This is a genomic window from Acidovorax sp. Leaf191, from assembly GCF_001424425.1.
Taxonomy (GTDB): domain Bacteria; phylum Pseudomonadota; class Gammaproteobacteria; order Burkholderiales; family Burkholderiaceae_C; genus Acidovorax.
Window position 1 is genome coordinate 125,751 of sequence record NZ_LMPT01000003.1, and the last position, 13,732, is coordinate 139,482.

11 protein-coding genes are annotated in these 13,732 nt (G+C 67.0%); 6 read left to right on the forward strand and 5 right to left on the reverse strand.

The annotated features are described in order from the left end of the window. Positions 1-21: 21 nt before the first annotated feature. From ASG27_RS05000 to ASG27_RS05015, 4 genes are all read right to left on the reverse strand, one after another. Positions 22-1,809, reverse strand: a complete 1,788-nt coding sequence (locus ASG27_RS05000; protein ID WP_056411936.1) for a methyl-accepting chemotaxis protein — start codon at positions 1,807-1,809, stop codon at positions 22-24. Between the two features lie 254 nt (positions 1,810-2,063). Continuing rightward, positions 2,064-4,424 carry a DNA topoisomerase IV subunit A gene (gene parC / locus ASG27_RS05005; protein WP_056411810.1) on the reverse strand — a complete coding sequence of 787 codons (2,361 nt, stop codon included), beginning with the start codon at positions 4,422-4,424 and terminating at the stop codon, positions 2,064-2,066. After that, positions 4,421-5,260 carry a lytic transglycosylase domain-containing protein gene (locus tag ASG27_RS05010; RefSeq protein WP_369817193.1) on the reverse strand — a complete coding sequence of 280 codons (840 nt, stop codon included), beginning with the start codon at positions 5,258-5,260 and terminating at the stop codon, positions 4,421-4,423. Before ASG27_RS05010 ends, parC begins: the two co-directional genes overlap by 4 nt. Further along, positions 5,238-7,223: a DNA topoisomerase IV subunit B gene (locus tag ASG27_RS05015; RefSeq protein ID WP_056173725.1), complete on the reverse strand. Its 1,986-nt coding sequence runs from the start codon at positions 7,221-7,223 to the stop codon at positions 5,238-5,240. Before ASG27_RS05015 ends, ASG27_RS05010 begins: the two co-directional genes overlap by 23 nt. A gap of 261 nt (positions 7,224-7,484) precedes the next feature. Between ASG27_RS05015 and ASG27_RS05020 the strand changes: the two genes are divergently transcribed. The 6 genes from ASG27_RS05020 to ASG27_RS05045 all read left to right on the forward strand — a co-directional run bounded on the left by ASG27_RS05020 (position 7,485) and on the right by ASG27_RS05045 (position 12,506). Then, positions 7,485-8,702: an MFS transporter gene (locus ASG27_RS05020; RefSeq protein ID WP_056411813.1), complete on the forward strand. Its 1,218-nt coding sequence runs from the start codon at positions 7,485-7,487 to the stop codon at positions 8,700-8,702. Between the two features lie 2 nt (positions 8,703-8,704). Further along, positions 8,705-8,884 (forward strand): hypothetical protein, encoded by a 180-nt coding sequence (locus ASG27_RS05025; RefSeq protein ID WP_056411814.1) that lies wholly within the window; start codon positions 8,705-8,707, stop codon positions 8,882-8,884. A gap of 92 nt (positions 8,885-8,976) precedes the next feature. Beyond that, positions 8,977-9,531, forward strand: coding sequence for a class I SAM-dependent methyltransferase (locus ASG27_RS05030; protein WP_056411815.1), 555 nt, complete (start codon positions 8,977-8,979; stop codon positions 9,529-9,531). A gap of 30 nt (positions 9,532-9,561) precedes the next feature. Beyond that, positions 9,562-10,458: a 4-hydroxy-tetrahydrodipicolinate synthase gene (gene dapA / locus ASG27_RS05035; protein WP_056411817.1), complete on the forward strand. Its 897-nt coding sequence runs from the start codon at positions 9,562-9,564 to the stop codon at positions 10,456-10,458. Positions 10,459-10,498: 40 nt separating this feature from the next. Beyond that, positions 10,499-11,593 (forward strand): outer membrane protein assembly factor BamC, encoded by a 1,095-nt coding sequence (bamC, locus tag ASG27_RS05040; RefSeq protein WP_082486169.1) that lies wholly within the window; start codon positions 10,499-10,501, stop codon positions 11,591-11,593. A gap of 112 nt (positions 11,594-11,705) precedes the next feature. After that, positions 11,706-12,506 carry an MBL fold metallo-hydrolase gene (locus tag ASG27_RS05045; protein WP_056411818.1) on the forward strand — a complete coding sequence of 267 codons (801 nt, stop codon included), beginning with the start codon at positions 11,706-11,708 and terminating at the stop codon, positions 12,504-12,506. Positions 12,507-13,194: 688 nt separating this feature from the next. Here ASG27_RS05045 and ASG27_RS05050 read toward each other — a convergent pair. Further along, positions 13,195-13,722 (reverse strand): hypothetical protein, encoded by a 528-nt coding sequence (locus ASG27_RS05050; protein WP_056411821.1) that lies wholly within the window; start codon positions 13,720-13,722, stop codon positions 13,195-13,197. Positions 13,723-13,732 lie beyond the last annotated feature (10 nt).

The window sequence follows — 13,732 nt, forward strand, 5'->3', positions numbered from 1 at the left end:
GGGAGCCGTGGAACCCCGCCATCAGAAGGACTCCCAGTCCTCCTCGGCGCCCTGGGCCAGGGCGGGTGAGCGGGCCGGCGCCGTCTTTGCAGGCGTCTTTGCAGGCGCCTTGGCAGCGGGCTTGCCGGTGGCCTGCGCACCCTGCGTGATGCGCGGCGCGGCGGTCTTGCCCACCGCCATCGGTTGGGATGCGGCAGGCCTTGCGACTGGCTTAGCAGCCGGCGTATGCGCTGCCCGCATCGGCTCCACCGCACCGCCGTAAGCCGCTCCATTGACCTTGAATACCGAGACCACCTGCGCCAGGTGTTCCGCCTGCTCACGCAGGCTCTGGGCCGCTGCCGCGCTTTCCTCCACCAGTGCCGCATTCTGCTGGGTCATCTGGTCGAGATTGCCCACGGCCTGGTTCACCTGCGTGATGCCTGCGCTCTGCTCGGAAGACGCCGAGGTGATCTCGCCGATCATGTCGGTCACGCTTTGCACCGAGCGAACGATGTCGGTCATGGTGCTGCCTGCGTCGGCCACCAGGCGGGTGCCTGTCTCCACCTTCTCCACCGAGGCGCTGATCAGCACCTTGATCTCCTTGGCGGCTTCGGCGCTGCGCTGCGCGAGGCTGCGCACCTCGCTGGCCACCACCGCAAAGCCGCGGCCCTGCTCGCCGGCACGCGCGGCCTCCACCGCGGCGTTGAGCGCCAGGATGTTGGTCTGAAAAGCGATGCCGTCGATGGTGCCGATGATGTCCGAAATCTTCCGGCTGCTCTGGTTGATGTCCTCCATGGTGGACACCACCTGCGTCACCACCGAGCCGCCGCGCTCGGCCACGCCCGTGGCGCTGGCGGCCAGGGTACTGGCTTGGCGGGCACTGGCCGCGCTCTGCGCGATGGTGCTGGTGAACTCCTCCATCGCTGCCGCGGTTTCCTGCAGGTTGCTCGATGTCTGTTCGGTGCGCGCCGACAGGTCATGGTTGCCGGTGGCGATTTCTGCGCTGGCGATGGCAATGCTGTCCGTGCTCTGGCGCACCTGGTGCACCATGCGTCCGAGCGAATCGCTCATCGCATACTGCGAACGCAGCAGGTCCCCGAACTCGTCACCGCGCGTGACCGCTGCCTGCTCGCTCAGGTCGCCCGCTGCGATCTTGGCCGCCAGGTCGTTGGCCTGCGCCAGCGGACGCTGGATGCTGCCAATCAGGTAGTACGCACCGGCGACGATGGCCGCCAGCAGGGCCGCCACTGCGACGGCCGCGATCTTGACGGTGAGCATGCGCGACTCGGCCATGTCGGCCAGGCGCGTTTGAGCGGTCTTTTGCTGCAGGTCCACAAAGTCGCGCAGCGCCGTCAGGTAGGTCGTCACGGCCGGGTTGTAGCTTTGCTTGACCAGCGTGACCGCGTCCTCGGCCTTGCCGTCGGCCTTGAGCTGGCGCGCCTTGCCGCGCAAGTCGATCATGGTCTTGCGTGCATCGGCGATCTTCGCCATCTGCGCCTTGTCTGCATCCGACAGTGTCATGGCCTCGAGCGACTTCTGCACTTCGGTGATCTGGGCCGACGTGGCGGTGATCGCGTCCTTGAATTCGGCCTCGACCGCCGGATCGCTGCTGACGATGAGCGCCTGGGTGCGTGCCGCATTGGTTTCGGTGAGCCCAGCCCAGCGGATGGCGGCCCCGACACGGGCCTGCATCTCGCGGGACACCTCGTCGGCTTCGGCCTGTACCTTGGCCGACCGATAGGCGGAAAAGCCCACCACACCGGCCAGCATGACCACGATGAAGAGGACGGCGAGCCACAGCTTCTGGGCAATTCGGATGCGTTGGAACATCATGTCTCCTCAAGTTGTGGGTTACTTCAGGCAAATCTGCCAATGTCAGCCTTTGATCCGGGAGATTGTTTGCACCGCCAGCCCGCACCTGCTAAGACATTTTTTTACATATGGTGCGCCTGTTCGGCCTTTTCTTCCAATCCGTAGCAACCCGTGATGTGCTGCGACGCAACAAAAAAGCCACCCGGCAGGGTGGCTTCAGGGTGGCTTGATTGGAGCGCCGGTGGCGTGGGGCGCACGCTCCGCGGGTGGTGTCATTCCACGCGCGTGACGGCCGAGGGCTTGAAGCCCAGGTCCGCCGCCTTGCCCTTGCGCCCCCGCGCAGCGCGGGCGTTGTTCAGGGACCGGATCTCCAGCGTCTCGTCGCGCTGCTTGCCGCCGCGGCCGATGCCGTCGATGCGGATGCTGCGCGTGTACGCCGCGGCGCCCGCCAGGGTGTCCTTGTCTTCCAGGTCGATCAGCATCAGGCCCCGGCCGCCGTTGGCCATGGTTTTCAGTTCGGCGATCTCGAACGTAAGGATGCGCCCGCCCGCCGAGGCGCAGGCCACGTGCGTCGCCGGCGCCAGGGCGGGTACGCTGGTGCTGGACGTCCCCGCGGCGTGCGAGGGCTGGCACAGCGTCTCGCCCTCGCCCAGGGTGATGAACGACTTGCCGCCCTTCTGGCGCGAGACCATGTTCTCCACCGACGCCAGAAAGCCGTAGCCGCCCGAGCCGGCCAGCAGCAGCGAGGCCTGCGCCGGTCCGGCAAAGTAGTACAGCAGCTGCGTGCCCGACTCCAGCTCGATCAGCGTGGTCACCGGCTGGCCGTCGCCCCGCGCGCCGGGCAGCGCCGACACCGGCACGGAATACACGCGCCCGTTGCTGCCGAAGGCCAGCAGCGTGTCGACCGTGCGGCATTCGAAGGTGTTGTACAGGCCGTCGCCGGCCTTGAAGGCAAAGCTGGCGGACTCGTGGCCATGGCCGGTGCGGGCGCGCACCCAGCCCTTTTGCGAGACGATCACCGTCACCGGCTCGTCCACCACCTTGACCTCTGCCACGGCCTTCTTCTCGGCCTGGATCAGCGTGCGGCGCGCGTCGGCAAAGGTCTTGGCATCGGCCTCGATCTCCTTGACCATCAGGCGGCGCAGCGAGCTGGGGTTGTTCAGGATGTCTTCGAGCTTGCCCTGGCTTTCGCGCAGCTCCTTGAGCTCCTGCTCGATCTTGATGGCTTCGAGCCGGGCCAGCTGGCGCAGGCGGATTTCAAGGATGTCTTCGGCCTGCCGGTCGCTGAGGTTGAAGCGCGCGATCAGCGCGGCCTTCGGGTCTTCCGCTTGGCGGATGATGGCGATCACCTCGTCGATGTTGAGCAGAACGATCTGCCGCCCTTCGAGGATGTGGATGCGCTCCAGCACCTTGCCCAAACGGTGCTGCGTGCGGCGGGTGATGGTGGCTTGGCGGAAGGCAATCCACTCTTCCAGCATCTGCCGCAGGGATTTCTGCGTGGGCTTGCCATCGAGCCCCACCATCGTGAGGTTGATGGGGGCCGACGACTCAAGGCTGGTGTGCGCCAGCAGCGCGGTGATGAGTTCCTGCTGCGGCGTCTTGCCGGTCTTGGGCTCGAACACGAGGCGCACGGGCGCGTCCTTGCTGGACTCGTCGCGCACGACGTCCAGCACGGCCAGCATGCTGGCCTTGAGCTGCGTCTGGTCCTGCGACAGCGCCTTCTTGCCGGTCTTGACCTTGGGGTTGGTGATCTCTTCGATCTCTTCGAGCACCTTCTGCGTGCTCACGCCCGGGGGCAGTTCGTTGACCACCAGTTGCCACTGGCCGCGCGCCAGGTCCTCGATCTTCCAGCGCGCGCGCACCTTGAGGCTGCCGCGGCCGGTGCGGTAGGCGTCGGCAATGTCGGACGCCGCGCTGATGATCTGGCCGCCGCCCGGGTAGTCCGGGCCGGGCACGAGCGCCAGCAGGTCTTCCTGGCTCAGCGCCGGGGCCTTGATGAGCGCGATGCACGCATCGGCGATCTCACGCAGGTTGTGGCTGGGGATTTCGGTGGCCAGGCCTACGGCGATGCCGCTGGCGCCATTGAGCAGCGCGAACGGCAGGCGTGCAGGCAGCTGGCGCGGCTCCTGCACGCTGCCGTCGTAGTTGGGCATGAAGTCGACCGTGCCTTCGTCGATCTCGTCGAGCAGCAGGCTGGTGATGCGCGACAGGCGCGCCTCGGTGTAGCGCATGGCCGCAGCGCCATCGCCGTCGCGGCTGCCGAAGTTGCCCTGGCCGTCGATCAGCGGGTAGCGCTGGGCGAAATCCTGCGCCATGCGCACGAGTGCGTCGTAGGCCGACTGGTCACCGTGCGGGTGGTACTTGCCCAGCACATCGCCGACCACGCGAGCGCTCTTGACCGGCTTGGCCGCCGTGGTGCGCGTGGGGCCGCTGTAGCCCAGGCCCATGCGGTCCATCGAGAACAAGATGCGCCGCTGCACGGGCTTGAGCCCGTCGCAGACGTCGGGCAGAGCGCGGCCCTTGACGACCGAGAGTGCGTACTCCAGGTACGCACGCTGGGCGTAGCCGGCCAGGCCCTGGGAATCGCCGCCGTCGTCGGAGGCCGGAAAATCGAGAGTGGGTTGGTCGCTCATTCGTTCTTGTTGGAGTCAGATTCAATCGGTGGGGGCGTCTGCGCCACCCGCGTGGGCGGCAGGTTGCCCCGGTTCACGGCGCCGCCCGACAGTTCCATGCGCACGCGGCCCGGCGCGGCGCGCTGGGCCAGCACCGGCGCCGGCGGCTTGAGCTGGTGGTACAGGCCCATCACGGTGCGCACATAGTTTTGCGTTTCCTTGTACGCCGGCACCTGGTTGCCGGCGCGCTGCACCGCGCCTTCGCCCGCGTTGTAGGCCGCCAGTGCCAGGTCCAGCCGCTCGGGAAACATGTCGATCAGGTGGCGCAGGTAGCGCGTGCCCGCGGGCACGTTCACGGCCGGGTCGGCCAGTTTCTTCTCGACCGAGCGCTTGGCGTCGGCACTGACCCCGAAGCGCGTGGCGGTGGCCGGCATCACCTGCATGAGCCCCACCGCACCCTTGGGCGACACGGCGCCCGCGTCGAACCCGGACTCGGTGGCGATCAGGGCCTGGAGCAGTTCATAGTCGATGTCATGCCGGGCCGCTGCCGCGCGCAGATGGTGCTTCACCCGCTTGTAGTCCGGCGCGATGTCGAAAAAAGCCAGCAGCCGCGCGCCTGCCGGCGGCAGCGCATTCGGCATGGGCGGCGCACCTGCGGGCACATCGCGCGTGGAGTCGAACTCGTTGCCCTTGAAGAACAGGTGGTAGTTGGCGTCCACCTGCTCCGGCGCAAAGTGCGTCACGCCACGCGCGTCGACAAAGGCCCACAGGTCGGCGTGGGCCGCGCCGTGCGCCAGGCACAGCAGCAGGCCCGCGCACGCCAGGCGCAGGCGGTCAGATGTCGATGTCGACCGCATCGCCATGCAGCTCCATCAGCTCGCGGCGCGAGGCGGCTTCACCCTTGCCCATGAGCTTGGTGATCAGTGCCTCGGTCGCGGCGAAGTCCATGTCGCCCAGCTGCACCGGCATCAGGCGGCGGGTGTCGGGGTTGAGCGTGGTTTCCCACAGGTGCTCGGCGTTCATCTCGCCCAGGCCCTTGAAGCGGCTGACCTGGCACTTCTCGCGCGCCACGCCGTCCTTGGCGCATTTGTCGAGGATGGCGGTGAGCTCGCCCTCGTCCAGCGCATACATCTTGGCCGCGGGCTTCTTGCCGCGCGCGGGCACGTCCACACGGAACAGCGGCGGGCGCGCCACATAGATGTGGCCGGCCTCGATGAGCTTGGGGAAGTGGCGAAAGAACAGCGTGAGCAGCAGCACCTGGATGTGCGAGCCGTCCACGTCGGCGTCACTCAAGATGCAGACCTTGCCGTAGCGCAGGCCCGAGAGGTCGGGCGTGTCGTTCGGCCCATGAGGGTCCACGCCGATGGCCACCGAGATGTCGTGGATTTCGTTGTTGGCGAACAGGCGGTCGCGCTCCACCTCCCAGGTGTTGAGCACCTTGCCGCGCAGCGGCAGGATGGCCTGGCTTTCCTTGTCGCGGCCCATCTTGGCGCTGCCGCCGGCCGAGTCACCCTCGACCAGGAACACTTCGTTGTGGGCGATGTCGCGGCTTTCGCAGTCGGTGAGCTTGCCGGGCAGCACGGCCACGCCGGAGCCCTTGCGCTTTTCGACCTTCTGGCCGGCCTTCTGGCGGGTCTGCGCGGCCTTGATGGCCAGCTCGGCCAGCTTCTTGCCGTAGTCGACGTGCTGGTTGAGCCACAGCTCGAGCGCCGGCCGCACGAAGCCCGACACCAGGCGCACCGCATCGCGCGAGTTGAGCCGCTCCTTGATCTGGCCCTGGAACTGCGGGTCCAGCACCTTGGCACTGAGCACGTAGCTCGCGCGGGCGAACACGTCTTCGGGCAGCAGCTTCACGCCCTTGGGCAGCAGGCTGTGCAGTTCGATGAAGCTCTTGACGGCGTTGAACAAACCGTCGCGCAGGCCGCTTTCGTGCGTGCCGCCGGCGCTGGTGGGGATCAGGTTGACGTAGCTCTCGCGCATGGGCTGGCCGTCTTCGGTGAAGGCCACGCACCACGACGCGCCCTCGCCCTCGGCAAAGCTCTCGTTGTGGCGGTCGGCAAAGCCCTCGCCCTCGAACAGCGGGATCACCGGCTCGCCGTGCAGCGTCTGCATCAGGTAGTCGCGCAGGCCGCCTTTGTACTGCCAGGTTTGCGTGTCGCGCGTCTTCTCGTTGACGAGCTGCACCGTCACGCCCGGCATCAGCACGGCCTTGCTGCGCAGCAGGTGGGTGAGCTCGCCCATGGGCAGCGCGCTCGACTCGAAATACTTGGCATCGGGCCACACGCGCACCGAGGTGCCCTGCTTGCGCTCGCCGACTTCCAGGGCGCGCGCCACCAGGGGCTCGATCACGTCGCCGGCAGAAAACACCAGACGCGCCATCTTGCCTTCGCGGTAGCTGGTGGCTTCGAGCCGGGTGGCCAGCGCGTTGGTGACCGACACGCCCACACCGTGCAGGCCGCCCGAGAAGCTGTACGCGCCGCCCTTGCCCTTGTCGAACTTGCCGCCCGCGTGCAGGCGGGTGAACACCAGCTCGATCACCGGCGCTTTTTCTTCGGGGTGCATGCCGAAGGGGATGCCGCGGCCGTCGTCTTCGACGCTCACCGAGCCGTCGGCGTGCAGCGTGACGCGGATCTTCTTGCCGTGGCCGGCCAGGGCCTCGTCGGCGGCGTTGTCCAGCACTTCCTGGATGATGTGCAGCGGGTTGTCGGTGCGGGTGTACATGCCCGGGCGCTGCTTGACGGGCTCCAGGCCCTTGAGCACACGGATGGACCCTTCGGAATATTCACTACTGGTGGACACGGAAGACGGTTTGGCAGACATAGCGGCGGATTGTAGTGCGGCAGCGGGCCAATAGCTGGATGAAAAACCAGTGACGGTAGCACTGTCAAAGACGGTGGTGACGGTCCACGCGGTGCCGGGCCGCGAGAACGGGGCTGCGTTGGATGAACAGTGAGGCCGTTGGGGCCAGTTGCAACACACGAGGGTACTGTCGTGCTGAAGGCGGGGCCGCAACCCCGCTGCCAACTGTATTGGTTACCGGTGTATCAGCGCGTTTCGCCCAATCTGGCTACATTCCTGCGCATGCATATGAATACTCCCAAACTGTCCATGCTCCAGGTGCTCGCCTGCGGCGCGGCCATCGTGACGCTGTCCATGGGTATCCGCCATGGGTTCGGGCTCTGGCTGCTGCCCATCACCCAGGAGATGGGCTGGACGCGCCAGTCGTTCGCGCTGGCCATCGCGATCCAGAACCTGTCCTGGGGCGTGATCGGCATCTTTGCGGGCATGGCGGCCGACCGGTTCGGGGCGTTCCGGGTGCTGATGGGCGGTGCAGTGCTGTACGGCCTGGGCCTGGCGGGCATGGCCCTGTCGCCCACGCCCACGCTGTTTGCGCTGACCGCTGGGGTGCTCATCGGCGCCGCGCAGGCCGGCACCACCTACGCCGTGATCTACGGCGTGCTGGGGCGGCAGATTGCGCCGGAGCGCCGGTCCTGGGCCATGGGCGTGGCAGCCGCGGCGGGATCGTTCGGACAGTTCCTCATGGTGCCGGTGGAGGGCTGGCTGATTGCGGGGCTGGGCTGGCAGCAGGCGCTGCTGGTGCTGTCGATGGCGGTGCTGCTCATCGTGCCGCTGGCCTTCGGCCTGCGCGAGCCGGGCTTCAAGGGAAGCGCACCGGTCAAGCGCGAGCAGACCATCGTGCAGGCGCTGGGCGAGGCGTTCCGCTACCCCAGCTTCAACCTGCTGATGGCCGGGTATTTCGTGTGCGGCTTCCAGGTGGTGTTCATCGGGGTGCACATGCCCAGCTACCTCAAGGACCATGGCCTGTCGCCGCAGGTGGCCAGCTACGCGCTGGCGCTGATCGGCCTGTTCAACGTGCTGGGCACCTACGTGGCTGGCACCCTGGGCCAGCGCATGCCCAAGCGCTACATCCTGGCCTTCATCTACTTCGCCCGTGCCGCGGTGATCACAGTGTTCCTGATCGTGCCGCTGTCGCCGATGTCGGTGTATGTGTTCTCCGCCGTGATGGGCACGCTGTGGCTGTCGACCATTCCACCCACCAACGCCACCATCGCCCAGATCTTCGGCGTGCAGCATCTGTCGATGCTGGGCGGCTTCGTGTTCTTCAGCCACCAGATCGGCAGCTTTCTGGGCGTGTGGCTGGGCGGCTACCTCTATGACGCGACGGGCAGCTACGATATCGTCTGGTATATCGCCATCGGGCTCGGGGTGTTTGCCGGCCTGGTGAACCTGCCGGTCAAGGAAAGCCCCATCGCGCGCAGCACGCCCCAACCCGCCTGACCATGACACCACAAGCCGCCGCCCCCACACCCGCGTCCGCCGACGCACCGGCCAAGCCTGCGCGTGCGCTGCGCTGGCTGGCCGGTGCGGTGGCGGTGCTGGCCTGCCTGGCGGTGTTCGGTCTGTACACGGCGCCGGACTTCATGGTGATGCTGGCCGACCAGATGTGGGCCTGCTTCTGAGCTGCGCAGGCCGGGCCTGCCCCGGGGATTCAAGTCTTTTTGGCTGCTACCGCGCTTCTGACTAGCGCTAGCAGCTATTATTTTCATAGCATATGCACGGTCAAGAATTGGCGTCCGAATGGGTGCGCCGCTGGAGCCACCTGATCGCCCCTGGCAGCACCGCCCTGGATGTGGCCTGCGGTGCGGGCCGCCACCTGCGCTGGCTGCGCGGCCTGGGCCACGCGGTGGTGGGCGTGGACCGCTCGGTTGAGGCCTTGGCAGCCTGCGAGGGGCTCGGCGAGTTGCTGCTGGCGGACATCGAAGCAGGGCCGTGGCCCTTGGCGGGGCGCCAGTTCGGCGCCGTGGTGGTCACCCACTATCTGTGGCGGCCGCTGCTGCCCGTCATCGTGCAGAGCGTGGCGCCGGGCGGCGTGCTGATCTACGAAACCTTTGCGCAGGGCAACGAAACCGTGGGGCGCCCTGCCCGGCCTGAATTCCTGCTGCAGCCGGGCGAATTGCTCGCGGCCTGCGCGCCGCTGCGCACCGTGGCGTACGAGGATGGCTTACTGCAAAATCCCGACCGTTTCGTGCAGCGCATCACCGCAGTGCGGGAACTCCCGCACGCGGGGAGTCCGCCCCGGCACCCTTTGGTCTCGCCGCCTAGTTAGAATGCTCTTTTACCGTTTTACAACGCGGACATGACCCTCCCCAGCGCCCCCCTTACCGGCAGCATCGTCGCCCTCGTCACCCCCATGCACGAGGACGGCAGCGTGGACTACCCCACCCTGCGCAAACTGATCGACTGGCACATCGCCGAAGGCACCGACTGCATCGGCGTGGTGGGCACCACGGGCGAGTCGCCCACGGTCAACGTGCAGGAGCATTGCGAGATCATCCGCGTCGCCGTGGAGCAGTCTGCCAAGCGCGTGCCCATCATGGCCGGCTGCGGCGCCAACTCCACCGCCGAAGCGATCGAGCTGGCCAAGTTCGCGCGCGGCGTGGGTGCCGACAGCCAGCTGCAGGTCGTGCCCTACTACAACAAGCCGACGCAAGAGGGCCAGTTCCAGCACTTCAAGGCGATTGCCGAAGCCACGGGCGACCTGCCCGTGGTGCTGTACAACGTACCCGGCCGCTCCGTGGCCGATATGCAGCACGACACCGTGCTGCGCCTGGCGGAAGTGCCCGGCATCATCGGCATCAAGGAAGCCACCGGCAACATCGAGCGCGCCCAGTGGCTCATCCGCGATGTGCCCGAAGGCTTTGCGGTGTACTCGGGCGACGACCCGACCGCCGTGGCCCTGATGCTGTGCGGCGGCCACGGCAACATCAGCGTGACGGCCAACGTGGCACCGCGCCTGATGCACGAACTGTGCGTGGCCGCGCTGGCAGGTGATGCCAAGCGCGCGCTGCAGATCCAGTTCCAGCTGATGCCCGTGCACAAGAATCTGTTCGTCGAAGCCAACCCCATTCCGGTCAAGTGGGCCATGGCCCGCATGGGCCTGTGCGGTGGCACCATGCGCCTGCCCATGACACCCTTGTCCAGCGGCAACGAAGCCATCGTCGAATCTGCGCTGCGCACGAGCGGCCTGATCTAATCCGGGCCGCGCCCGCACCTGACACTTCAAGGATTTCCGCGTGAATGCTGCTACCACCCGCCTGAGCCTGCTGGCCGTTGCCATGGCCCTGTCCGCCTGCGCCGCCCTCGAAGGCGACAAGATCGACTACAAGAGCGCCACCAAGGGCTCGACCCTCGAAGTCCCGCCCGACCTGACCCAGCTGTCGCGCGACTCGCGCTACGCCGTGCCCGGCGGCGCCGTCTCTGCCGCTGCCATGCAGGCAGGCCAGGCGGCGCAGCCTTCCGGCACAGCCAACGCCGCGGCCCTGCAACTGGGCGACGTGCGCATCGAGCGCGATGGCAACCAACGCTGGCTGGTGGTCAACCGCCCGGCCGACAAGCTCTGGGAACCGGTGCGCGACTTCTGGCAGGAAAGCGGCTTCAACCTGGAGCAGGCCGACGCCAACGTGGGCATCATGGAAACCGACTGGGCTGAAAACCGCGCCAAGCTGCCGCAGGACTTCATCCGCTCGACCCTGGGCAAGCTGCTCGACTCGCTGTATTCCACCGGCGAGCGCGACAAGTTCCGCACCCGCCTGGAGCGCAATGCCAACGGCGGCACCGAGATCTACATCACCCACCGCGGCATGATCGAGGTCTATGGCACTGCCACCAAGGACAACACGGTGTGGCAGCCCCGCCCCTCCGACCCGGAGCTGGAAACCGAATTCCTGCGCCGCCTGATGGTCAAGCTCGGCGTGAGCCAGGAGCAATCCAAGGCCGTGGTGGCCGCACCCGCACCGCGCGCGCAGTCTGCCCGCATGGCCACGGTGGACAACAAGCCCGTGGTCCAGCTGGACGAAGGCTTCGACCGCGCATGGCGCCGCGTGGGCCTGGCGCTGGACCGCACCGGCTTCACCGTGGAAGACCGCAACCGCAACGAAGGCACGTACTTCGTGCGCTATGTCGCCCCCAACGCCGACAAGAAGGAACCCGGGTTCTTCGGCAAGCTGTTCAGCGGCTCGTCGTCGGCCACGCCACCGCTCAAGTTCCGCATCGTCGTGCGCAGCCAGGGCGAGTCCAGCACGGTGTCGGTGCTCAACGAAGCCGGCGTACCCGAATCGTCGGCCAACGCCGAGCGCATCGTGCGCGTGATCGCGGACGACCTCAAGTAACCACCAGCCGCATCGCCGTGGAGTCTGGGCGGGTCCCCGTGGCCCGCACCGCTCCACGGGCGCCTGACCGGGATAACCATCTCGTCCGGGCACCACACTTAAAACACTCCCCATGCTGCGCTTCAAGAACCTGGGGAGTGGCAGCACCGGCAATGCCACCGTGGTCGAAGGCCGCAGCGACACCCAGGTGCGCCGCCTCCTGATCGACTGCGGCTTCGGCATTCGCCAGTTACAGGGTCGCCTGGCACAGGCACAGCTGCAGATCGAAGACCTCGACGCTGTCTTCATCACCCACGAACACTCCGACCACATCGGCTGCGCGCAAGCCGTGGCCATGCGCTACCGCATCCCGGTGTGGATGAGCCAGGGGACCCACGCGGCGCTGGGTGCGCCGGACTTCGGCGACATGCTGCGCATTGCGCACGACATGGCGCCCATCGACCTGGGCACCTTCGAGGCGCGGCCCTTCACGGTGCCCCACGATGCCCGGGAACCATTGCAGCTGCGCTGCTCCGATGGGGCAGCCCACCTGGGCGTGCTGACCGACCTGGGCCATGCCAGCGACCACGTGCTGCAGCAGCTGCAGGGCTGCCATGCGCTGATGATCGAAGCCAACCACGACCCCGCCATGCTGCAGGCGTCCCGCTACCCGCTGTTTCTCAAGCGCCGGGTGGGCGGCCCGTATGGCCACCTGGCCAATGGCGTCACGGCCGACATCCTGCGGGCAGTGCGACATACCGGCCTGCAGACCATCGTTGCCGCCCACCTGAGCTCCACGAACAACGCACCCGCCATCGCCCGCGAGGCATTGGCTCCCGCCCTCGACTGGCCCACGGAAGCCATCCAGGTGGCATGCCCCACGGCCGGCACGCCCTGGCTCGATGTCATCGCGACCCGCGCTGCGGCGGCGTGACCTGAAACCCGCGCAGGAGCTGCGGACGCGGTCGTGTCTTCCAACGGCCGCCACAGTCCTTCACCAAGGCTTCGTGGCCACGGCAGGTGCAAGCGCCTGCGCTGGGCAGATCAACGACGGACCCACTCCGGATGAAAGCAGGCCGAGCCCCAAAAACAAAAAAGCCCCGACCTTGCGGTACGGGGCCTTGCAGCGATGGCCGGTTCTTCAACCAGCCAGCACCTGCAGCGAATTACTTGGCTGCGGAAGCGGCAGTTGCAGCAGCGGCGGCAGCGTCAGCAGCAGCCTTGGAAGCGTCAGCAGCTGCGTCGGAAGCAGCGGATGCAGCCTCGGAAGCGGCTGGAGCGGCTTCGGAAGCAGGAGCCATTGGTGCTGGAGCAGGAGCTTCCACAGGAGCTGGTGCTGGAGCAGGAGCGGGTTCTTCCTTCTTGCCGCAAGCGGCGAGGGCTGCAGCAGCGATCAGGGCGGCCAGAACGAGGGAGTTCTTCATTGGATTTTCCTAGTTGGACAAAGTATCTTGAAAAGCCACGGCGTCAGGCTCTTGGAAGCCGCTGTACGCGTTGGCACAATGCACTTGGCTTGCACCTTTTTGGCGCAGCCGCCGATTATATTGGTATTTAGTCAATACTGACTAACACTGACGAAAGCTTTACAAGCCATTGACATCCGTGACCCCTGGTCACGGCACTCACAAACCCAGCGTGGAAGCGGGGAAACCGGGCGTGCTTTTGCTGCGCAGCCACTCGTTGAGCGTCTCGCGCAGCAGCACGCGGCGTTCCGGCTCCGGGCCGGTCACCCCCACGCAGCGTTCAGGATCGAGCCGGTGCATCACCCACTGCGGCGACCACAGCACGCTGGGGATGTCCAGCGGGTCCGCCGAGGCGCTGCGCCGGCAGGTGATGATGTGGTCCCAGGTACTGCGCCAACGGACAAACCGTGCGTGGCGGCGCACCACGTCGTCAAAATTGCCCGCGAGCATGGTGAACCGCCGGCTGCCATGGGCCCATTCCTGCAGCAGGTCGGCCACGCTGCGCTCACCCAGCGGCCAGTCGTGAAAGTTCGCATCGCTGATGACGATTTCCTGCCAGCCATCGCGCACGGCCGTGGCGAACGCGTCCCGCACCATTTGCCGAAAGTCCTCGCGGCTGCTGAACCGGCCTGCGGGCAGGCTGGGCGGCACGGGGTGGGGCGAAGGGGATGAAGGCGTATCGCTCATGCAGGGTCTC

Coding starts and splice junctions, on each gene's coding strand:
- ASG27_RS05010 (WP_369817193.1), bottom strand. CDS start 5,260: ATGCGGTCGACATCGACATCTGACCGCCTGCGCCTGGCGTGCGCGGGC.
- dapA (WP_056411817.1), top strand. CDS start 9,562: ATGACCCTCCCCAGCGCCCCCCTTACCGGCAGCATCGTCGCCCTCGTC.
- ASG27_RS05025 (WP_056411814.1), top strand. CDS start 8,705: ATGACACCACAAGCCGCCGCCCCCACACCCGCGTCCGCCGACGCACCG.
- ASG27_RS05045 (WP_056411818.1), top strand. CDS start 11,706: ATGCTGCGCTTCAAGAACCTGGGGAGTGGCAGCACCGGCAATGCCACC.
- ASG27_RS05050 (WP_056411821.1), bottom strand. CDS start 13,722: ATGAGCGATACGCCTTCATCCCCTTCGCCCCACCCCGTGCCGCCCAGC.
- ASG27_RS05020 (WP_056411813.1), top strand. CDS start 7,485: ATGCATATGAATACTCCCAAACTGTCCATGCTCCAGGTGCTCGCCTGC.
- ASG27_RS05030 (WP_056411815.1), top strand. CDS start 8,977: ATGCACGGTCAAGAATTGGCGTCCGAATGGGTGCGCCGCTGGAGCCAC.
- ASG27_RS05000 (WP_056411936.1), bottom strand. CDS start 1,809: ATGTTCCAACGCATCCGAATTGCCCAGAAGCTGTGGCTCGCCGTCCTC.
- ASG27_RS05015 (WP_056173725.1), bottom strand. CDS start 7,223: ATGTCTGCCAAACCGTCTTCCGTGTCCACCAGTAGTGAATATTCCGAA.
- parC (WP_056411810.1), bottom strand. CDS start 4,424: ATGAGCGACCAACCCACTCTCGATTTTCCGGCCTCCGACGACGGCGGC.